We start from the raw sequence: 20,208 nt of genomic DNA, 5'->3' as shown, positions 1-20,208 counted from the left end.
CACAACTCCCTTTTTTCGTTAAATGTCAATAAAAAMAAAAAACGCCCCTAGTCTATAAAAGACTAGGGACGATTATTAACCGCGTTACCACCCAAATTACACGAACCTATTACCACAAAGACGTTCGTGCCACTCTCGGTGATGTATCGTTCACCATTCCGCTTGGCATTACCCAAGATACTCCGGAGTGTACTTCGCGATCTCTGTGTGTGCCAGGTCCCATCGACCCCTGGCTTTCTGTAACAGGGACAAAGCCGCTACTGCGCTCGTTCAACGTATTCACGTATGAGATTACGACAAGTATAGAGAATTGCGATTCGAATGTCAATAAGGTGAAACGGCTATAGACGTCCTCTGGCGGTGCTGCGCGTCATATCTCCATTACTTCTCACGTTCAATTAATAACCGCCACCCTACTGCGGCACATGCAACAACTAGAACGCCAGCTGCAATAAGGATTGTCTCCACTTTCACAGCATCTCCGAGAGGACCGAACAGCAGCATGCCCAGCATAAGCGCGAAAGAATTCGACACCTGCATGAAGCTGAAGACGCGGCCATGCATCTGCGGATCAACCTTCTCCTGCATCATGACGGTGAGTGGCGAATTGAACGATGGCGATGTAATGCCTATCAGCAAATTGAACAGTAAATACAGACCAAAATAAGGCGCGGTACCGAGTGCAATCATTAGCAAACCGTACAGCGAGCATGCGAGCAGTGTCGTTAGCATGCGATTGCGGAAGCCGCCCCATGTCGCTATGACGATCCCGCCGATAAGCATACCTGCGCTAAAAGTCATTTCGCTCGCAGATAGACGCCATACCTCAGAGTCGAACGAACGGCTAACCATTAACGGTGTCAGAAAAGCGGCGGGACTAATGAGCAGCATGACTGCGAATAAAAAAACGAGCAAGCGACGGATATAGGCATGCTCCTTCAAGTACGCGAATCCTTGCTTTATATTTTGTCCGCTGGCGCTTCGTGCCTTGGACTCATTCACAAGCGTCGGCACGGCAATCCTCAGCATGATGACGAGTCCTATCGCTGCCGTTGCGACATCAATGAGTAGAGCCGTCTCGATTGTAGCAAAAGCCAGCACGGCCGCACCTGCAGCAGGTGACAGAAACATCATCATCGAAGATATGCTGCTGTTGATGCCGCTTACCCGCATGAGCCGATCCTTAGGCACAATCTGCGGAATGATCGCTTGAACGGCCGGTGTCTGAATACCCGTCCCGAACGAACGAATGAGCAATACCGGATAGAGCAGTGCGATATCGTTATATCCTGCCATGAAGAATAAGGCTAGCAGGAGTGTCGCGATGGCAATTAAACCATCAGCCAACATAATCATCGTTTTGCGGTTATAGCGGTCGATCCACACTCCCGCGAACAGCGAGATGAGAATCTGGGGCAAGAAGCCGCACACCGTTGAGATCATAAGCATCGTCCCGGAAGACGTATGCAAAGTGATATACCAAATAATCGCGAATTGAACCATGGAAGAACCGAATAAGGAAATCGTCTGAGCGGTCAGGAACAATGTTATTTTTCGCTGCCAACCTTTATCATTTACGTTGTTATCGATTTGCATAGTGTGAACACTCCTATTAAAATGTCATATTTACACGCAAAGAAGCTGCCGACAAAAACGTCAGCAGCTTCTTAATCCTACATTACCGGCAGAGAGCATCACGAAAGAAGCGTATGACCATACGCTTTTTTTCCATACATGCTATCTGCCGATGATAGAAGGGAAGCGTAAGCGATTACGCTTCCCGATTAAGCTCCGCACAACGTTCATCGTTTGTCATTTGTCCGGAGCAGCGTGTTGGATAACGTTTCACAGTGTTCAAGCGACTAGTGTCCATCTTCGAACATCCTTTCATTTGATGCCATTGTAGTATGGCGAACCTACCTTGTCAACAAATGACCGACGCAGCCCTATACAATTCCATAGAATCGCGCGCAGTTGCCGCCAAGCACCTTTTCCCTATCCTCTGCCGACAATTGATCCGCATAGTGAATCACGATATTCATAACAGATTGATAATCGCGGCTAAGCAGACTAACTGGCCAATCCGATCCAATCATAAGCCGCTCAGGCCCGAATGCTTCGAACACGACGTCCAAATACCGCTTGAACTGCTCCGGATTCCACACCGTCATATCCGCTTCAGTTACCATGCCCGACAGCTTGCAATATACGTTGTCGTTGGCTGCCAACGCCTGAATGTTCCGGCTCCACTCTGCTATCGATCCAATGCTAATTCGAGGCTTTGCTAAATGATCAACAACGAATGGCTGCTCCGGGAATCGCTCTACTAAACGGATCGCATTCGGCAAATGCTTCTCGAAGATCAACAAGTCATACGTCAAACCATACTCACCTAGAAACGACAATCCACGCAAGAAGTCATCGCGAAGCATAAAATCATCGTCCGGTTCGTCATGAATAACATGCCTGACTCCTCTTAGCTTCGGGTTCTTGCTGAATGCTTCGAGCTGCTGACGAACATCAGACGAGCATAGCTCTACCCAACCGACAACGCCTTTAATATAGTCATACTGATCCGCCAGCGTGAGAAGCCACTCCGTCTCTTCCAGCATCTGCCTCGCTTGCACCGCAATAGCCCCATCGAATGTTATGGAATCCAGCAGCGGCTTAAGATCCGTGGGCAGAAACTTTTGCTTCAAGATGCTTTCTTGCTCGCCGATCCAGGGGTAATCCTCAGGCCGATAATCGATAAAATGCTGATGCGAGTCGAGTCGCATACGTTTCACCTTCTTCGTTATTCATTATTGTAACTCTTATGCTTACCAAGAAAGGTTATGAATAGGTCTTAGAAGCTGCTGCACGTCCTGGAACAAATCCAGATCAATCGGTTCGTTCACCCACGATACATTTTTGACGATATTGGCCGGGTTCGCTGTGCCGACTAGCGTCGTCGGAATGGCCGGATTAGCGATCGCATACTGGATAGCCAGCTTGGACAAGTCCTTGCCTCGTTCCTGGCATAGCTGCGCTGCAGCTAAGCAGGCGCGCTTGATTTCTTCGGTTGCCGGATGCCAATCGGGAGGTCCTTGCTTGCTTAACAGTCCCATTGAGATTGGCGACGCATTGATAAGCCCTACTCCTTTTGCTTGCAATAGCGGTAGAAGCTCCGTTAGACGGTTATTGTTCAAGCTGTAGTGGCAGTACGAGATAATAGCGTCTACTTGCGTCTGCTCAAGCACGGAACGGAAGATACGGAGCGGGAATCCCGTGATGCCGGTGAACCGGATTTTCCCTTGTTCCTTTAACTTCTGCAACGCTGGTATGCTTTCCTCTATGATTTGGTCTAGATTGCCGAATTCAATGTCATGCAGATGAAGGATGTCGATATAGTCCGTATTCAATCTTGCAAGACTCTCTTCCACGCTTCGAAAGATTCGGTCTGCCGAGAAATCGAATTCATTCTCCCCGTAGCGTCCCGCCTTCGTCGATAGAATGAAGCGGTCCCGCTGCACGGTCTGCAGCGCTTTGCCCAGCACGGTCTCCGCTTTCGTAAGCCCATAGTAAGGCGAGACGTCAATGAGATTTATGCCTTGATCGAGCGCCTCATGGACGGTACGAATGCCTTCCTTTTCATCAATGTTCTTGAAGACAGAACCGAGCGAAGAAGCTCCAAAACTAAGTGCCGACACCTTCAAGCCTGTATTCCCTAACGCTCGATATTGCATGCGAATAGCCACCTTTATTAGTTATTAAAATAAACCGCCCTTATACTTACTTAACTTTACTAAGTAAGTATAAGGGTCGACTCCTCTAAGTGTCAATCAAATAAATACGCCCCTCGGAGAGGGGCATACACAGGCTTATAGTAAGGTCTGATCTCCCCCAACATCAAACAACCGTTTGATAAGGAAAGTAGCTGAACCGATCGCCGCGGATTGCTCTGCAAGCTCAGACACAACAATCCTCGTATTGCGACCGGCATATTTCATTTGGTAGCGCTGGGCGTTATCATGTATAGCGGTTATAAAGTTTGATCCTGCCCGTGACAGCCCTCCTTCAAGGACGATCATTTCCGGATCGAGCAGGTTAATCACTTTCGCAAGCGCGAGACCGATATATTCTGCGGCATCTCCTATGATTCGCTGCGCCGCCTCGTTCTGACGACCTGCAGCCTCGAAAACGTCCTTCGCTTCCAGCCCGCCTTCATCGGCTTTCTTCCGAATAGTCGCATCGTCCAGAATGCCGAGCTCCGCTCGAGCGCGTCTCGCGATGGCATCGCCCGATGCAAGAGCTTCTAGACATCCAGGGTTGCCGCATACGCATATGGGACCGTCCTTTTCCATCGTCATATGCCCTAGTTCACCTGCGCTGCCCGAACCTCCACTGAACAGTTCACCGTCAAGGAACAAAGCCGAACCGATGCCATGTCCTAGATTAACGCAGATGAAGCTATTAACGTCATCGCGACCATAGCCATACCATTTCTGAGCCATAGCCATGGAATGAGTCACATTATGAACGACCATCGGCATCGCAAACCGAGCTTTAAGCGCGGACAGCAGCTCGACCCGCTCCCAATGGAAGTCGGGCGAGAACAGCACGGTGCCAGTCTCCTTATCAAGCAGTCCAGGCATGCCAAGTCCGATGCCGAGCAGGCTTTCCTGCTCAAACCCTGATTGAGCCATGAGTGTCTCGATGGAAGTCGCGATACGATCAATAATTGCATCAGGTGAATCGTTTACCATAGTCGGCACCGAGTGCTTATACACAATGTTCGCCGACATATCCATCAGAATGGATAAAATATTCGTCGTTCCAATGTCGACGCCGACTACATAATGGCGATCCTGAACGAACTCCAGCAGTTGGGGAGGCTTACCTCCGCTGCTCTCCCCTTTGCCAGTCTCTCTCACGAGTCCGCGTCCGATCAATTCATCTGTTATCTTCATAACGGTTGGAATGCTAAGGCCTGTACTGCGGGCAATTTCCGCCTTGAATATTTGTCCCGATGCCCGGATCGCCAACAGTACATTTCTCTTGTTCATCGTATTAATAACGCTTTTATCTATTTTCATTGCCGCTGCGCACCTGCTAACTTATTTCATTTACTTAAGTAAGTGTATGAACGGGTGCTGCGAAAGTCAAGCTGCTTCACCTCGGGCAGTTAGCCTGCCTAGTTATCTAAGCTCAAGCTCCTTAGCCGCATCTAGAAGATAATAGCCTATGACAGCTCGATTGAACAAATTCCAGTTCTCGTCCAATTGAAGGCGTTCAAGCGACTCATCTACAAGTGTGCGAACTTGTATTTGCAGCCTCTCGTTTGATACACCGTTTGGATTCTTGCCTAAAAGAATTGCAGTATCTTTAAGCTGCTTTTCTTTGGCTATCGTCGTCATACATTCGGTAAATACTGATACAACGAATCGGTTCACGTATTGTTTAGGCTGACCGCTTGCGAACGCGTTCAAATTAAGCGTTCGATAGATGAATCTAACATCAGCAATCGGGCCTGCCAATCGCTCAGAAATGATTTTATTATTTTTACGAACGAGCAACAGTTCTTGAAACAAAGCTTGTTGTGCGGGTTGTGCCATTACGGCTAGAAAGTCATTTGTGTTGACAGCTGCTTGTGCCATTCCCGTAGATGAGATTGCTGCCATCTCTCTGCTAACAAGGTAGCCGCTATAAAACTTCATATTGTCAATCGTTCCATCCCATTCGTCGATCTCATCACGGAGCTTCTTCAGCGTTACATTCGCCAGTTCTTCTACATCCGGCTTCGTATTGCTCTTATATAGCTGATAGGCTTTCAATACCAGTTTGTCCTGTTTTTCCACATCGATCATCTCATCTGCACTCCTTCGAAGTTAGCATATTCGCTTCTGTGTAGTTGAACTGTGCCGCTATGAATGCCATATCGGACAACAGTTTTTGTTTCAGTCCTTCTAGGTTTAGCGTATGAAGCCTCGGTMCATGCTTGTATCTGCCTATTTGAAGATGGGAACGACTTTCGCTCCAAAGGGATGGCCATGCCATTCCGCTCCTGACTGCTTGCTGCTCGTCCAAGTAACGGTTCAAACGCGTCTCCGACATTTTGTTTTTTCCGACGTAAGGAACGGGGATCGTCTTCATCTCGAAAGTAAGGTTCTTGTACCAAGAGAAATAGAGGTTAATCTCAAGCTCTTTGTTCGCCATATGCCAATACGGCAGGTGAAAAATAAATTCATATAAGATTTGCGCTTTCCCATTCTCTACATTCCGACGGCTAATGTAAGGGAGAGCTTCTCCCCGGAAAAGATAGTCAGTCAATCGGTCGAAAATAATCTCTTTCTCCGTCTGATCTTGGCTCCAATCATGCAAATCGGCAAGAGCCTCTTCGAGTGGCACTGATAATGCGGCAGTAATCGGCAAATAATATGCTTCCAAAAAATAGTCCCACCAAGACTGCAAAACGACATTATCTGGATCGATATCAGGCTCAAAAGCATCATGAATCTGTTCGTAAGTGATCGTCACAATCCTTCGTTCACGCAACTCCTCAAGCTTAGCCGGCGTCATATAGCCTGTTTTGAAGAAAACCGGCAAAACGGCCATCTCCGGATTTTGCTCCCTCAGCTTTAATTCATAGCGCTCCGGCTGCTTGTCGCCATGTTCGCCGCTTCGCGTCTTATCCTCAATCATTACTTGAAATTGGCGGCCGCTCACTTTGGAAGTAAAGGTCAGCAAAATATCGATCTGCTGGACCTGCTGCTGAATGCTAACGTTGTAATGATCCCATTGCTCGGCGATGAAGGGCTCTCGGTGCAAGCCGTTATAACTGTCTATCATAACATCCAATAGCTTTCTCGCGATCCGCTTAGGCGCACGATCTTCTTCCATACTCGCATGGCCGAATAGCCAACATAAGAAAGCATCCTGCGACAGCTCTTTCGTCGCATAGCGGAAAATATTCGGTTCCATCGCGACCTTCCTCTCTTGGCAACTTTTGTGCTATCCCCATTATAATAATGAATCGCAACGTATTACGCAGTCAATTGGAATTTTTATTATTGAACAATATGATTCTGTGCATCAACCGTAAAAAAATGATACTATGTATGATGGGTAAGGGACTTTACAATAAGCAAATCATCATTATATGTTGCAACAAAAGGAGATTATATGAGTAACGAACACAATTTTTGGCTTGATTTACCGAGGCCGTTTTTTATATTAGCGCCAATGGAAGATGTCACAGATGTGGTATTTCGTCATGTCATTAGTGAAGCTGCAAAACCTGACGTATTTTTCACGGAATTCACAAGTACAGAAAGTTATTGTCACCCCGTAGGAATAGACAGTACTCGTGGTCGGCTAACGTTCACAGAAGATGAGCAGCCGATCGTCGCTCATATTTGGGGCAATAAGCCCGCATTGTTTGAACAGATGAGTATCGATATGAAAAAGCTTGGTTTTCGTGGTATCGATTTAAACATGGGGTGCCCCGTACAAAACGTCGCATCCAATGGAAAAGGTGCTGGTTTAATCCAACATCCTGAACTTGCGGCAGAAATTATTCAAGCAGCCAAAGCAGGCGGATTACCCGTTAGTGTTAAAACAAGATTGGGATACTTTGAGATTGAAGAGTGGCGCGATTGGTTATCACATATATTGAAACAAGATATTGCCAATCTATCCATTCACCTTCGGACAAAGAAAGAAATGAGTAAGGTAGAGGCGCACTGGGAACTAATCCCTGAAATCAAAAAATTACGCGATGAAATAGCTCCTAATACGTTATTAACGATAAATGGAGATATTCCTGACCGTGCAACAGGATTGAAATTAGTTGAACAATACGGCGTTGATGGCGTCATGATTGGCCGCGGCATCTTCACCAATCCATTTGCTTTTGAAAAAGAACCTAAAGAACATAGCGCGAAGGAGTTTCTCAATCTACTGCTTTTACAGTTAGATCTTCACGATAAATATTCAACAGAAACCTCACCGCGATCATTTAAACCGCTTCTTCGCTTTTTCAAAATCTATGTTCGCGGGTTTAGAGGTGCAGGCGAACTAAGAAACCAATTAATGGATACCCGATCTACTGATGAAGTACGTCGTCTAGTACTTCCTGTATTAGAGCAAGAATTAGATTGAATCATACCCATCAGAGACCTAGGTTTTAAAAAACGACACTTCCTCCAACAAGCGTAAACTGCTATCGCCGTCCTTTGGCGGAGTAAGCTGTCGTTTCGCGGATGAAATATAAGCACTGTATAAATAAAATTTTTATACTTTCTTATATTTTTACAAAAAAAAGAAGCCCCGCAAGTTCAAAGAACTTACGAGGCTTCTTTTGTGTTACCATTTAGAGGTTTTCCTTACGAAAAACCCTTGATGCATAAGGGATTAATCCCTTATTACCGCATGGAGCGCACTTTGCTCCATCGGCGATGAAATCTACCGCTTAAACGCGGTCGCTCATCATCGAATTACTTCGATAATGATTTCATCACATCATTCCGCCCATACCGCCCATGCCGCCCATATCTGGCATGCCGCCGCCTGCACCCTTAGGCTCAGGTTTATCAGCGACAACCGCTTCAGTTGTCAAGAACATAGCCGCAACGGAAGCTGCGTTTTGCAGTGCGGAACGCGTTACTTTGGCAGGGTCAACGATACCTGCTTCGAACATGTTCACCCATGCGCCGGTAGCAGCGTTGTAGCCTACTCCGATTTTCTCGTTTTTCAGACGCTCAACGATAACGGAGCCTTCTTGGCCTGCGTTCGCTGCGATCGTGCGGATTGGCTCCTCAAGGGAACGAAGCACGATGTTAACGCCTGTTTGCTCGTCGCCGTCTGCTTGAACAGCGGCAACCGCTTTGTATACGTTCACGAGAGCTGTACCGCCGCCCGATACGATACCTTCTTCCACAGCTGCGCGAGTGGAGTTCAGGGCATCCTCGATGCGAAGCTTGCGCTCTTTCAATTCTGTTTCAGTAGCTGCGCCGACTTTGATTACCGCTACGCCGCCAGCAAGCTTAGCAAGACGCTCTTGCAGCTTCTCGCGGTCGAAGTCGGAAGTTGTTTCTTCCAGTTGAGCACGGATTTGGCTCACACGAGCTTTAATGTCGGCCGAGTTGCCAGCGCCGTCAACGATGATCGTGTTTTCTTTTGTGATGCGGATCTGACGAGCGGAACCGAGTTGGTCGACAGTCGTCGATTTCAGCTCAAGGCCAAGCTCTTCCGTAATCACTTGTGCGCCAGTAAGAGCCGCGATATCTTGCAGCATCGCTTTGCGGCGGTCGCCGAAGCCAGGAGCTTTAACCGCTACGCATGTGAAAGTGCCGCGAAGTTTGTTGACGATCAGCGTAGCTTGCGCTTCGCCTTCTACGTCTTCAGCAATGATCAGCAATTGCTTGCCGGATTGTACGACTTTCTCAAGAACCGGAAGGATCTCTTGAATGTTCGTGATTTTTTTGTCGGTGATCAGGATATACGGGTTGTCAAGAATCGCTTCCATTTTGTCCGTATCCGTAATCATGTAAGGGGAAACGTAACCGCGGTCGAACTGCATGCCTTCAACCACTTCAAGCTCCGTTACGAAGCCTTTCGACTCTTCTACCGTAATAACGCCGTCGTTGCCGACTTTCTCCATCGCTTCCGCGATCAGTTGGCCAACTTCTTCGTCAGCAGAGGAGATCGAAGCAACTTGCGCGATCGATTGTTTGCCTTCGATTGGTTTCGAGATTGCTTTCAGCTCTTCAACAGCAGCTTTAACGGCTTTCTCGATGCCTTTGCGGATAACCATAGGGTTAGCGCCGGCAGTAACGTTTTTCAAGCCTTCGCGAATCATCGCTTGTGCAAGAACAGTCGCCGTAGTTGTACCGTCGCCTGCTACGTCATTCGTTTTTGTAGCTACTTCTTTAACCAGTTGAGCGCCCATGTTCTCGAACGCGTCTTCCAGCTCGATTTCTTTGGCGATGGATACACCGTCATTCGTGATGAGCGGGCTGCCGAATTTTTTCTCCAAAACAACGTTGCGGCCTTTAGGACCGAGCGTTACTTTAACCGCATTCGCAAGCGCGTCAACCCCGCGAAGCATAGCGCGGCGTGCGTCTTCACTAAATTTAATCTCTTTAGCCATTGTTTTCGTGACCTCCTAGAAATAGGTTTAAGTAGTGTTGCTTCTTGCTCACTTGCCTTCTATGTGACCCGGTTAACTTAGCGTTACGGGCAGCTTATCCAAAAATAGCGTGAATGTCGCTTTCTTTCATAATCAAATACTCTTTGCCTTCGTATTTGATTTCTGTTCCTGCGTATTTGGAGAACAGAACGCGATCGCCTTCTTTAACTTCCAATGCAACGCGAACGCCGTCCTTAAGCGTGCCGCTGCCAACTGCCACCACTTTGCCTTCTTGCGGCTTCTCTTTTGCCGAGTCCGGCAATACGATTCCGCTAGCAGTCGTTTCTTCCTTCGCGATCGGTTCGATCAATACGCGTTCACCCAAAGGTTTAATCATTGAAAATAGCCTCCTTCTAAATTTGTCGCTTATTGGTATTTCGTTAGCACTCGTAAGCATGAAGTGCTAACAATCCATTTTATCATACTCATTTTCAGATCTGATTTCAAGTGCTTGAGACTATTTTGCGATAAATTCATAAGTCCTGATTATGTACAGACAAGGTCGGCAAGCCTACTTCTTAGCTTATCCTAATCCTTCGCATTTAATGTGCTATTTATTTGATTGCTTTATCGATTGGAAAAGACATGCCTGACCACGCCTTTCTCGACGTCCAGTCCTGTGCTAGCCCGCTCCAGAACGGATGATCGGCAGGCAAGCCAAGCGGGAGAAATACAGCTGCGCACAAATAAACGCTGCCAGTGGAAATATAATGTTCGCCAACTCCAGGCTGATGCCCGCAGAAGCCGATGGTCAGCCAGCCTTCCTCCGAGAAGTTGCCCGGCAGCTCAAACGTACGCCGTATGACGGCCGTTAGCGCACTGCGAACTTGGGCTGGAGCGAGTCCGGCAGGCAGATCATCGCGCAGAGCACTCTGCGCAAGACTGTGGAACGCACCGAAACGATAAGCAAGCGATCTGCCAATCGGCGGATACGTACCGTCCGGCGCTATTAACCGCTCCTGCACCTCGGCGAATCGACGTGCCCGTATATGAACCGCATCCCGCATCGAGCTCCACTCTTCATACGTATCGCCCACGGCGGCCAAGACATCGACAAGCATGGGCTGAATCACGAAGCTGTTATAATAATCAAAGTGGAACTCAGGCCCGTCTCCATATACGCCGTCGCCTAGATACCATTGCTCATGCTGCTTCAACGCGTAATCGACGCGCATATGATCCCAATCGGTTTCGCCGAGCGCATATAACGCTGATTCAATGGTAGCCGCGAATAACAGCCAGTTGCTGAACACAGGTTTCCTTGATCGCGTCAGCTTAAGCGCATGAACAACATTATTCTTCACGCGCGGCTCAAGCGCCCCCAATAGCTCCTTACGTGAACGAAGCAGCGCTTGCGCAAGAAATGCCGCATCGACGATCGGCTGCAAGCCGTCCCCGAAATTCATATAGTCGGGCGATAACGGATCGGTTGCCGCATCCAATCCCGCCCTGGACAGCTCTACATAACGTTCACGCAGCTCTCCTTCCGCTCCATATCGCTCTCCGTTCTCCAGCCATGGCGCAATACCGGACAGCAAGCGGCCAAACGCCTCCAAATGCGAATACTTGCCCCTTTCTAACACGGATTCCGCCGTTCCGCTGCTCGTTTCAATCGGCATAGCCAGCTTTAATCGACGTTCTGCCAGCGCCTCCAGCACAGGGCCTCCAATCGCATCAAGCTGCTCCAGCCAATAATCCCGGTCTTCCACCTCATCGTGAATCGTTTTGCCGCTTCGCATCCTATACCCGACTCTCCTTTCAGCCTGGTTTAACATGGCAATCACCTTGCTCTCTCTATGTCTGCACGTCTAAGTACGAATAAGTTGTTATGTGCTAAATTATACTCTATTTCCTATTAATCGACGATCCATCTACTCTACCAAAATTGGATTGCAGCAAATAAAAGCCGCATCACGATGTATTCATCGTCTGCGGCTTCCATTGTGACAACGTACTATTCCGAGCGGCATTGCAATCCGTTCATAATGAATGCTGTCATATCTTCAATCATCATCTCTATAGAGTCTCGTTCTTGACCCTGCAGCACTGTCCAATACTCATTATCGCGGTGAAATAGAAGCGTACCGACAATCGACATTAGCACGGTATCCAATGAACGGAATTCGAACTTGCCTTGTTCACGGCCCTGCTCTAACCAAATGCGCAACTGTTCCCACATCGGCATCACATGCTCACGAATCTTCTTGATCCTTGGCGTGTTGAGTACAATCTCCTGTTGAACGATGCGGATGAGCTCGGGCTCGGCCTGGCGGTAAAGCGTTACCTCACGGATAAGCAGCCGGACGCCAGCGACCGGTTCGATCTGCTCGGCCTGCAAGATGCGTATTTTATCATTAGGGAAAAAGTTTTCGAACAAGGCAGCGAACACATTCTCCTTGCCTCCAAAATGATACGATACAAGCGCTACATTAGCGCCAGCCGCTTCGCAGATTTGCCTTACTGACGTACCCTCGAAGCCGTTCTCGGCGAACAGCTTCTTGGCTGCATGCAAGATTCTTACTTTTATATCGCTATCCAAGTTTGACATGGCGTTCCTCCGTCAAAGCTGTTCTTTAGCTAATTATTATTTGTGGCTTGCAATGGCAGCCGTTGGCTGCGGAGCAGGCTGACGACGTTTAACCGCCACCGCGGAAACGCTAATAGCAACGGCTATGACTGCGATAATGAGCAAGCTAATAATATCTGAGCCGACCGCCGGGCCGCCGAAGAGCAAATTCATATTGCCATCGACTGCGTAGGTAGCAGGCAGCGCACTGCCCAAGCCCGTGTAGAAATCAGATAGCAGCTCCCGCGGAACGATCGCTCCGGACGATACAAGCTGTGCCGATAGCAGCATAATGTTGAACAGCATGCCGGCCATTCCGAACAAGTACAGGAACATTTGGGACACGAACATGAAGGTAAGCAGGAATACGAACTCGAAGAGCCATAGCAGCAGGAAACCTTGTTCGATTTGCCCCCCAAGAGCGACTAGTAGGGAAGCGCCTACGAGAGATACGAAGAATGCAGCCGCAATATTAATGATGCTGCGCGCGCCGAAACGTTTCCATCTGCTTAGTTGGCCGCTTACGGCCATCGAGGATTGCTCTAAATTCATCCCCATAATCATCGCACCCACGTATGATGCAAGAACCATCATCATCGGAACCATCTGATTGTTCATCCCTTGTACCACATTTGTCGATTGAATATCGGATACGACTCGTTGTGACAAGCTCGCTGCTGCAGCCGTAGCTTGCTCTTGTGGCATGTTCAAGCTTCCTAGTACATTTTGCAGTCCTGCCGTCACGGCTTGTGTGTTGACCTCCGAAGTAATCTGCGCAGCCGCTCCGCTCATAATGCTTTTAATTAGAGCCGGATTCGACTCATTCAGCAAGTATTGCACCGAAGCCTGCTCGCCTTGCGCAGAAGCTTTCTGCGAGAAGTCGGCTGKAACGTACACAATCATTTGAAGATCGCGTGCGTCAAGCTGTTCCTTCGCTTCATCGAGATTATCGAGCTGAACCATGTCGAACGGCAGCTCCTTCACCAAATTAGCAGCAATCTGCTGTCCGAACTGCGCATCCTCGTTAACAACCGCAATACGAAGCTGATCCACGCGATCCGTTACACCGTTATAGCCGGTCATCCAAATGACCGAAAAAATAATTTGAAACATCAAAGCTGTGACAATACCCACGATCGTCGTAGGCCGTTTCATAAATGCCTTTATTGCTGTTCCCATTCCTATCCACTCCTCTGTCTATGTTAAACATTCGTTTTAAACAACTGTTTAAATAATACTGCCGAATTTATTTTCTGTCAACCATAAAAAAAAGAAGAAGGTTTGGTCACCTTCTTCTTCCCTTTGGCATCATAGCTAACCTTGTCCAAACTCCGCTTCCCATCTTGCATCCTTATCCTGTTGCTTGCGATACACAAAGCCTGACAGAATAACGCTGACTTCATACAGCAATATTAACGGTATGGCGACCAATACGTCCGAAATGAAATCCGGCGGCGTCACGGTTACGCCAATGAAGATCATAATAAAGTAAGCGACGCGGCGCATCTTGCGCAGCCGCTTCGGATTAAGCAGCCGAATCGCTGTCAGGAACATAATGACGAGCGGCAGCTCGAATAGTAACGAGATCGGTATTAGAATGTTGAACATAAACGTAAAGTATTGAGCAATGCCATATGTTTCTTCCAGATTCAAATGCTCCGATACGCTTCTTGTAAAGTTGAAGGCGAGCGGAAATACAACAAAGTACGAAAAGGCGAGTCCGATCAAAAACATAATGAGCGCGAACGGCACATATTTTAAGGTCGATCTCTGCTCATGCTCATGCAGCGCTGGCTTCACGAACGCCCATAGCTGGTAAGCAATAATCGGCAACGCAATGATTAACGCTATTACGAAAGCAAACTTCATGTACATGCCGATACCGTCCCATAACGAGAACGTATGAAGCGATATCGTATTCGCAGGCTTCTGGCTCATTAGGAAGTTATAGACCCGTTGAGCCAGCAGCAGTCCTACAACAAGTCCTAACGTAAGGGCAATCAGTATGTATACGATACGTTTGCGCAGTTCGCCGAGATGTCCAAGCAGCGGCATAAGCCCTTCTTCACGAATAAGCTGCTTGCGCGACTTTTGCTCCGACGAACTGTTTTGATCCGATCCCATCTGCTTTATCCTCCATTCCGCAAGAACTGCCTAGATCATGCTTATCTAATTTCATATTTCAACAAAAAAGCGGGCCCGGTCAGTCCGGAAGCCGCTTATTGTTCTTCTCCAAATTGTCTACCCGATTCACTTCAACACGATTCGTATCCTTGTCCTTACGATCATCGTCTTCCATGATGTCCTTTGCTCCTGCCTTGAACTCGCGCAGCGTCCGTCCGAATGCCCGTCCAAGCTCTGGCAGCTTGTTAGGACCGAACAGCAGCAACGCGACAAGAACGAGCAATATAATACCTGTTGCACCTATGCCTGACATTCCAAAACCTCCTATACAATTACGTAATTAGCAGTTGCGATCTCACAATTATTACCTAGCTTTGTATGGCAAAACAATGCGAGGCTCGCTTTAACAGCCGTATAGCCCTCCGTACCCCATATCTACAATGTCGTCCTGCACAATCGTATCTCCAGCGAGAATACGAGGCAGCAGTACATCGAATGATGTATAAGGATCATGCATAACGCAGCCTGGCAGTCCCATAATCGGCACGTCGTCCAAATAGCCGATCAATAGCATGGAGCCTGGCAGCATCGGCGTTCCGTAGCTGACAATGTGAGCACCGGCTTCCTTAATCGCGCCTGGCGTTCGATCATCTGGATCAACCGACATTCCGCCTGTTACTAGTATCATATCATACCGCTTGCCCAGCAAGTAGTGTATTTCCTTGACAATTATTTGTCGATCATCAGGGGCGAAGCGCTGTTCTGCAACTTCTGATCCGAGTGCCTCCAGCTTGCTCTTAACGGCTGGACCGAATTTGTCCTCGATTCGTCCACTGAACACTTCTCCGCCCGTCGTAAGCAATCCCGCCTTTAATGAACGAAGCGGACGCACACGGATGGGAGCGGCGCCATCATGTGTTGCCCTGTATTCTTCCGCCATTCGTTCAACTTCCTCCACCTTCGCTTTCGGAACATACAGAGGAATCGCTCTCGTTGCCGCCAACTGCCTGCCAGGTTCAGCAACCGTATTCGTCTTCACCGTAGCCAGCGCGATATCGCCAAGACGATTAATCGCATCCACAATTGAACGATCAATATGAACAAGTCCCTGAGCGCTCGCCTTCATGCTGACCTTGCCCTCATGCGGCTCATTAAGTACTATTCCTTCACCGTAAAGCGCTTTGGCCATCCGTATGGCAGCATCATCCTCATGGAGATCATTATCGCCAAGCTCCATGATGTAAATATGCTCTTTGCCAATGTCGAGCAGCTTAGGAATATCAGCCTCCGTCACCAGATGGCCTTTCTTGAATAACCTTCCCTTGAACTGGCCAGGGATAATCTGCGTTAGATCATGCGCAAGTCGCAAGCCGATCGCATCGTACACCGACACTTCCCTCAGCCTCGTCGATTGAACCAATGATGTAGATGAAGTCGTTATTTCCAAGTTATCGTTCGTATTGCTCATGCTCTATGATCACCAAGTCTTCCCGACAAAATGTCCAATGCATGCGGCAATTGATCCATAATCGCCATCAAACTCTCATGTACACCCTTCGGACTGCCGGGCAAGTTTACGATTAAGGAGTTGCMGCGAATGCCGCATACACCTCGCGAGAGCATCGCTCGTCTCGTCTTCTGCAAAGCGCCCATTCGCATAGCTTCAGCAAGTCCCGGCACGACACGATCGATCACCTTCATCGTCGCCTCCGGCGTAATATCTCTTGCGGCAAGGCCAGTACCGCCTGTCGTAAGCACGAGATCCGCATGGAAATATTCCGTCATTTCGATAATAGCGGCCATAATTTCATCCTGCTCATCTGGAACGATTCGATAATCGACGATTTCCCCACCAAGCTCTTCTTCGATAAGTTCGCGAATCACTTGTGCGCTCGTATCCTCGCGTTCCCCGCGCGAACCTTTGTCGCTTGCCGTCAGTATGGCTACCTTCCAACGCATCTGCCATTCCTCCCATCCCAAGTCCGATTACAGGTTTGTTGATATTCGGTAATCGCCGCTCTTGCCGCCGCTCTTCGCAACGAGCTGTGTCGGCCCGATTATCATATCCTTCTGAAGTGCTTTGCACATATCGTACACCGTCAGCGCAGCCGCAGATACTGCAGTTAGTGCCTCCATCTCAACGCCTGTCTTACCTGTCGTCTTAACTGTTCCTTCTATATAAAGCTCATCCGATCCATTATCAGTGAATACAATATTCACGCCTGTTAGCGGAAGCGGATGGCACATCGGTATCCAGTCTGATGTTTTCTTAGCAGCCATAACCGCTGCCACCTGAGCAACAGCAAGGACATCGCCTTTGCCGATTGTTCCTGCTTTGATGCGCGATAATGTGTCCGGATTCATCTTCACCAGCGTACTTGCTGTTGCCGAGCGAGCCGTAACTTCCTTATCCGATATATCCACCATGCGCGCGCGGCCTTGTTCGTTAAAGTGAGTCAGCTCCACCACTATTCGCTCCTTCTATCCATACTCTTCTGCTTCCTATATTGTCAAATATAGCTGACGCTGCGTCAATATTCCATTCATACGAATATCATGCGGCTCAAGCATCAATTCCTCTACCAATTGGGCTTCGAACGAGGCTCCTATCCACTGAACACGATGAGCAGCTCCCCCAGCATCATATAGCTTCGCAGCAAACCGATCATAATAGCCGCCTCCGTAACCCATTCTGCCGCCGTTCAGATCGAAAGCAATACCTGGTACAAAGACGACCTGCGGCATCCGCTTAGGATTAAGCTCCTCGGCTGCAAGCGGGTCCGGTTCCATAATTCCATATTCGCCAGGCTTCAATTGATCCCAGTTCTTGAGTCGATAGAGCGTCATGGAGCGATCGGCAGTATTACACTTGGGAACGATCACTTCCATCCCCTTCTCCCAGCCCCACTCGATAAGAGATGAAAGATCCAATTCGCTGCGGAAGGATACATACGCCATAAACGCTTCCAACGAGCTCGCTTCCAAATACGCCGCTGCGTGTCCGCTAGCCGCGAGCGACCAAGCTCTCCGCTCTTCCTCGGCTAGTCCATTCCGTATTCGCGTCATTTCCGAGCGGATAGCCTGCTTCCCATTCCGTTCCTTATCCTCCATAAGGGCAGACCACCTACTCTATGTCCCGTCATATGCTTCCATTTAATTTAGTTTACCACTCTTATACAACTTTCGCCAATGGAAGCGCCCATTTATGGTAAACTAGAGAGGATGGCAAGCAACAAATTCTGATGCAATTATTGGCTGGAGGTTTCAAGATGCTGCTGCAAGTATCCAATATAACGAAGAGCTACGGCGTTGACGTCGTACTATCCAATATTTCAATGCAAGTGCTGGAGCGCGAACGTATCGGACTCGTCGGTGTCAACGGTGCAGGCAAGTCGACATTGTTAAAAATTATTGCCGGCGAGATCACTCCCGATTCCGGCGATATTCATAAAGCGAAAGAAACCAGAATCGGTTACTTAGCGCAAAATAGCGGTCTTAACACGGATCGAACCATCGAAGCCGAGATGAGGGCTGTCTTCTCTCACCTGCTGGAGGCTGAGCAGGAGCTGCGCGATCTCGAAGTGAAGATTGCCGATCCTGCCTTGCATGACGATGAGAAGCGATATGCTGACACGCTTGAGAGATATGCGAAGCGTTCGGACTGGTTCCGCGAGCAAGGCGGATTCGAGATCAACACACGCATTAACAGCGTACTGCACGGGATGGGCTTCGGACAGTTTCCGCCTGATACGCGAATCGCTACATTAAGCGGCGGACAGAAGACGAGGCTCGCGCTTGCCCGTATTCTATTGCAAGCACCTGATCTACTAATGCTCGATGAACCAACGAACTACTTGGACATCGAAACGTTGACATGGCTTGAGGGTTACCTGCGCGGATACTCAGGCGCAATTGTCGTTGTCTCCCATGACCGCTATTTCCTTGATGCGCTCGCCCAGACCATCATTGAAATCGAGCGGCATGTCTCTAAGCGCTATACAGGCAATTACAGCCGCTACATGGAGCTGAAGGCTGCCGATTATGAGAGTAATATGAAGCAATTTGAGAAGCAGCAGGACGAGATTTCCAAGTTGGAGCAATTCATACAAAAAAATATCGTACGGGCTTCTACGACAAAGCGAGCGCAGAGCAGACGCAAAGCACTGGAAAAGATGGATCGCCTCGACAAGCCGATGGGTGACTTGAAGAAAGCCCACTTCAGCTTCGAGATCGAGCGAATGACCGGCAAGGACGTACTTGACGTCAGCGGCTTGTCGGTTACATTTCCTGGACAACCGAAGCCGCTATTCAATAACGTCTCCTTCCAGCTCTCCCGCAGCGAAACGGTTGCCTTGATTGGACCGAACGGGATCGGCAAATCAACATTGCTTAAAGTTCTTGTCGGACAGAACGAGCCTTCCAGCGGTACCGTGCGATGGGGGACAAACGTGAAGATCGGCTATTACGATCAAGAGCATACACGTCTGAACGGAAGCAACACCGTCTTGGAAGAAGTGTGGAGCGCCTATTCTCACATGGAAGAAGCACGTATTCGCACTGTACTAGGCAACTTCCTGTTCAGCGGTGAAGATGTATTGAAGCGGGTCTCGTCACTAAGCGGCGGAGAGAAGGCACGAGTTTCGCTAGCCAAGCTTATGCTCGCGCAAGCGAATGTGCTTATTCTCGATGAGCCTACCAACCATTTGGACTTGTTCAGTAAAGAGGTGCTTGAAGCAGCGCTTATGGATTACGAAGGCACGCTGCTATTCATCTCCCATGACCGTTACTTCCTAAATAAGATGGCCGAGCGAATTGTCGAATTAAATCCGAGCGGTACAGATCATTTCCTAGGAAATTATGACGATATGATAGAGAAAAAAGCCGAGATCGAGGAAGCTCGCCTTGAAGCGTTAGCGAAGCAAGCCACAAACGCCTCCAAATCGGCAGCAATTGACAATGCTCCCGTTACCTCGTATGAGGCAGACAAGCAAGCGAAGCGAGAAGAGCGAAGCCGCCAGCGGAAGCTTGAACAGCTCGAGCAAGATATCGCTTCCGAGGAGCAGCAGATCGCTGAATGGGAAGAGAAGTTGGCTGATCCGGCTATTTTTAACGATTATGTTCGCATTCAGGAGATACAAGCCGAGATTGAGAAGCACAAGACCGCTCTATCAAGCGCATATGATGAATGGGAGAAATATATGTAGCTACGAAACGGAGGAATCGTTTCATGCAGCATTTCAGCCATCCATTATCTGAGCAAACGATGCAATGGTTATCGAATATAATTGAACCCACAGCCCACATACAAACCAAGAAGCCGGCTGGACATGAATAACTCATGTCTAACCGG

At 48.6% G+C, this 20,208-nt stretch carries 19 protein-coding genes and 1 other annotated feature; of the genes, 2 read left to right on the top strand and 17 right to left on the bottom strand.

The window, feature by feature from the left end; translation table 11 throughout:
* Positions 1-61 precede the first annotated feature (61 nt).
* Positions 62-283: a binding site (T-box leader), on the bottom strand.
* Positions 284-381: 98 nt separating this feature from the next.
* From AC1DF0_RS24755 to AC1DF0_RS24730, 6 genes are all read right to left on the bottom strand, one after another.
* Positions 382-1,596 carry an MFS transporter gene (locus tag AC1DF0_RS24755; protein ID WP_477575760.1) on the bottom strand — a complete coding sequence of 405 codons (1,215 nt, stop codon included), beginning with the start codon at positions 1,594-1,596 and terminating at the stop codon, positions 382-384.
* A 350-nt stretch (positions 1,597-1,946) separates the two neighbouring features.
* On the bottom strand, positions 1,947-2,777 hold the full coding sequence (locus AC1DF0_RS24750) for an amidohydrolase family protein (RefSeq protein WP_477575758.1): 831 nt from the start codon (positions 2,775-2,777) through the stop codon (positions 1,947-1,949).
* A gap of 42 nt (positions 2,778-2,819) precedes the next feature.
* The gene (locus tag AC1DF0_RS24745) at positions 2,820-3,725 is read right to left on the bottom strand and encodes an aldo/keto reductase (RefSeq protein WP_477575756.1); all 906 of its coding nucleotides are present in this window, start codon (positions 3,723-3,725) and stop codon (positions 2,820-2,822) included.
* A 135-nt stretch (positions 3,726-3,860) separates the two neighbouring features.
* Positions 3,861-5,075 (bottom strand): ROK family transcriptional regulator, encoded by a 1,215-nt coding sequence (locus AC1DF0_RS24740; protein WP_477575754.1) that lies wholly within the window; start codon positions 5,073-5,075, stop codon positions 3,861-3,863.
* 102 nt (positions 5,076-5,177) lie between these two features.
* Positions 5,178-5,846, bottom strand: a complete 669-nt coding sequence (locus AC1DF0_RS24735) for a hypothetical protein (RefSeq protein WP_477575752.1) — start codon at positions 5,844-5,846, stop codon at positions 5,178-5,180.
* 1 nt (position 5,847) lies between these two features.
* On the bottom strand, positions 5,848-6,960 hold the full coding sequence (locus tag AC1DF0_RS24730; protein WP_477575750.1) for a hypothetical protein: 1,113 nt from the start codon (positions 6,958-6,960) through the stop codon (positions 5,848-5,850).
* Positions 6,961-7,161: 201 nt separating this feature from the next.
* Here AC1DF0_RS24730 and AC1DF0_RS24725 point away from each other — a divergent pair, with 201 nt between their 5' ends.
* Positions 7,162-8,139, top strand: coding sequence for a tRNA dihydrouridine synthase (locus AC1DF0_RS24725; RefSeq protein WP_477575748.1), 978 nt, complete (start codon positions 7,162-7,164; stop codon positions 8,137-8,139).
* Between the two features lie 355 nt (positions 8,140-8,494).
* Here the strand turns inward: AC1DF0_RS24725 and groL are convergent, their stop codons facing one another.
* From groL to AC1DF0_RS24670, 11 genes are all read right to left on the bottom strand, one after another.
* Positions 8,495-10,129, bottom strand: coding sequence for a chaperonin GroEL (groL, locus tag AC1DF0_RS24720; protein ID WP_477575746.1), 1,635 nt, complete (start codon positions 10,127-10,129; stop codon positions 8,495-8,497).
* A gap of 94 nt (positions 10,130-10,223) precedes the next feature.
* On the bottom strand, positions 10,224-10,505 hold the full coding sequence (gene groES, locus AC1DF0_RS24715) for a co-chaperone GroES (protein ID WP_042170723.1): 282 nt from the start codon (positions 10,503-10,505) through the stop codon (positions 10,224-10,226).
* Positions 10,506-10,722: 217 nt separating this feature from the next.
* The gene (locus AC1DF0_RS24710) at positions 10,723-11,907 is read right to left on the bottom strand and encodes a DUF2264 domain-containing protein (protein ID WP_477575744.1); all 1,185 of its coding nucleotides are present in this window, start codon (positions 11,905-11,907) and stop codon (positions 10,723-10,725) included.
* A 215-nt stretch (positions 11,908-12,122) separates the two neighbouring features.
* Entirely contained in the window at positions 12,123-12,716 is a 594-nt protein-coding gene (locus AC1DF0_RS24705) for a TetR family transcriptional regulator (protein WP_477575742.1), read from the bottom strand.
* Between the two features lie 36 nt (positions 12,717-12,752).
* Entirely contained in the window at positions 12,753-13,913 is a 1,161-nt protein-coding gene (locus tag AC1DF0_RS24700) for a YhgE/Pip domain-containing protein (protein WP_477575740.1), read from the bottom strand.
* Positions 13,914-14,048: 135 nt separating this feature from the next.
* A complete protein-coding gene (gene tatC / locus AC1DF0_RS24695) occupies positions 14,049-14,858 on the bottom strand; it encodes a twin-arginine translocase subunit TatC (protein ID WP_477575737.1) in 810 nt (269 codons plus the stop codon).
* A gap of 79 nt (positions 14,859-14,937) precedes the next feature.
* Entirely contained in the window at positions 14,938-15,171 is a 234-nt protein-coding gene (locus AC1DF0_RS24690; protein WP_337100962.1) for a twin-arginine translocase TatA/TatE family subunit, read from the bottom strand.
* Between the two features lie 90 nt (positions 15,172-15,261).
* Entirely contained in the window at positions 15,262-16,326 is a 1,065-nt protein-coding gene (locus tag AC1DF0_RS24685; RefSeq protein ID WP_477575735.1) for a molybdopterin-binding protein, read from the bottom strand.
* Positions 16,323-16,817 (bottom strand): MogA/MoaB family molybdenum cofactor biosynthesis protein, encoded by a 495-nt coding sequence (locus tag AC1DF0_RS24680; protein ID WP_477575733.1) that lies wholly within the window; start codon positions 16,815-16,817, stop codon positions 16,323-16,325. Before AC1DF0_RS24680 ends, AC1DF0_RS24685 begins: the two co-directional genes overlap by 4 nt.
* Positions 16,818-16,844: 27 nt before the next feature.
* The gene (moaC, locus tag AC1DF0_RS24675; RefSeq protein WP_477575931.1) at positions 16,845-17,324 is read right to left on the bottom strand and encodes a cyclic pyranopterin monophosphate synthase MoaC; all 480 of its coding nucleotides are present in this window, start codon (positions 17,322-17,324) and stop codon (positions 16,845-16,847) included.
* 36 nt (positions 17,325-17,360) lie between these two features.
* Positions 17,361-17,969: a 5-formyltetrahydrofolate cyclo-ligase gene (locus AC1DF0_RS24670; protein WP_477575731.1), complete on the bottom strand. Its 609-nt coding sequence runs from the start codon at positions 17,967-17,969 to the stop codon at positions 17,361-17,363.
* 158 nt (positions 17,970-18,127) lie between these two features.
* Between AC1DF0_RS24670 and AC1DF0_RS24665 the strand changes: the two genes are divergently transcribed.
* Positions 18,128-20,062 (top strand): ABC transporter ATP-binding protein, encoded by a 1,935-nt coding sequence (locus AC1DF0_RS24665; RefSeq protein ID WP_477575729.1) that lies wholly within the window; start codon positions 18,128-18,130, stop codon positions 20,060-20,062.
* The last annotated feature ends 146 nt before the right edge of the window (positions 20,063-20,208 follow it).

The organism is Paenibacillus sp. 05T425, assembly GCF_056396205.1.
Note: the sequence above shows the minus strand (reverse complement) of the source record. Positions and strands in the feature narration are given on the sequence as shown.

Coding starts and splice junctions, on each gene's coding strand:
- groES (WP_042170723.1), bottom strand. CDS start 10,505: ATGATTAAACCTTTGGGTGAACGCGTATTGATCGAACCGATCGCGAAG.
- AC1DF0_RS24665 (WP_477575729.1), top strand. CDS start 18,128: ATGCTGCTGCAAGTATCCAATATAACGAAGAGCTACGGCGTTGACGTC.
- AC1DF0_RS24685 (WP_477575735.1), bottom strand. CDS start 16,326: ATGAGCAATACGAACGATAACTTGGAAATAACGACTTCATCTACATCA.
- AC1DF0_RS24740 (WP_477575754.1), bottom strand. CDS start 5,075: ATGAAAATAGATAAAAGCGTTATTAATACGATGAACAAGAGAAATGTA.
- AC1DF0_RS24735 (WP_477575752.1), bottom strand. CDS start 5,846: ATGATCGATGTGGAAAAACAGGACAAACTGGTATTGAAAGCCTATCAG.
- AC1DF0_RS24710 (WP_477575744.1), bottom strand. CDS start 11,907: ATGCGAAGCGGCAAAACGATTCACGATGAGGTGGAAGACCGGGATTAT.
- AC1DF0_RS24725 (WP_477575748.1), top strand. CDS start 7,162: ATGAGTAACGAACACAATTTTTGGCTTGATTTACCGAGGCCGTTTTTT.
- tatC (WP_477575737.1), bottom strand. CDS start 14,858: ATGGGATCGGATCAAAACAGTTCGTCGGAGCAAAAGTCGCGCAAGCAG.
- AC1DF0_RS24690 (WP_337100962.1), bottom strand. CDS start 15,171: ATGTCAGGCATAGGTGCAACAGGTATTATATTGCTCGTTCTTGTCGCG.
- AC1DF0_RS24705 (WP_477575742.1), bottom strand. CDS start 12,716: ATGTCAAACTTGGATAGCGATATAAAAGTAAGAATCTTGCATGCAGCC.
- AC1DF0_RS24750 (WP_477575758.1), bottom strand. CDS start 2,777: ATGCGACTCGACTCGCATCAGCATTTTATCGATTATCGGCCTGAGGAT.
- AC1DF0_RS24755 (WP_477575760.1), bottom strand. CDS start 1,596: ATGCAAATCGATAACAACGTAAATGATAAAGGTTGGCAGCGAAAAATA.
- groL (WP_477575746.1), bottom strand. CDS start 10,129: ATGGCTAAAGAGATTAAATTTAGTGAAGACGCACGCCGCGCTATGCTT.
- AC1DF0_RS24670 (WP_477575731.1), bottom strand. CDS start 17,969: ATGGAGGATAAGGAACGGAATGGGAAGCAGGCTATCCGCTCGGAAATG.
- AC1DF0_RS24745 (WP_477575756.1), bottom strand. CDS start 3,725: ATGCAATATCGAGCGTTAGGGAATACAGGCTTGAAGGTGTCGGCACTT.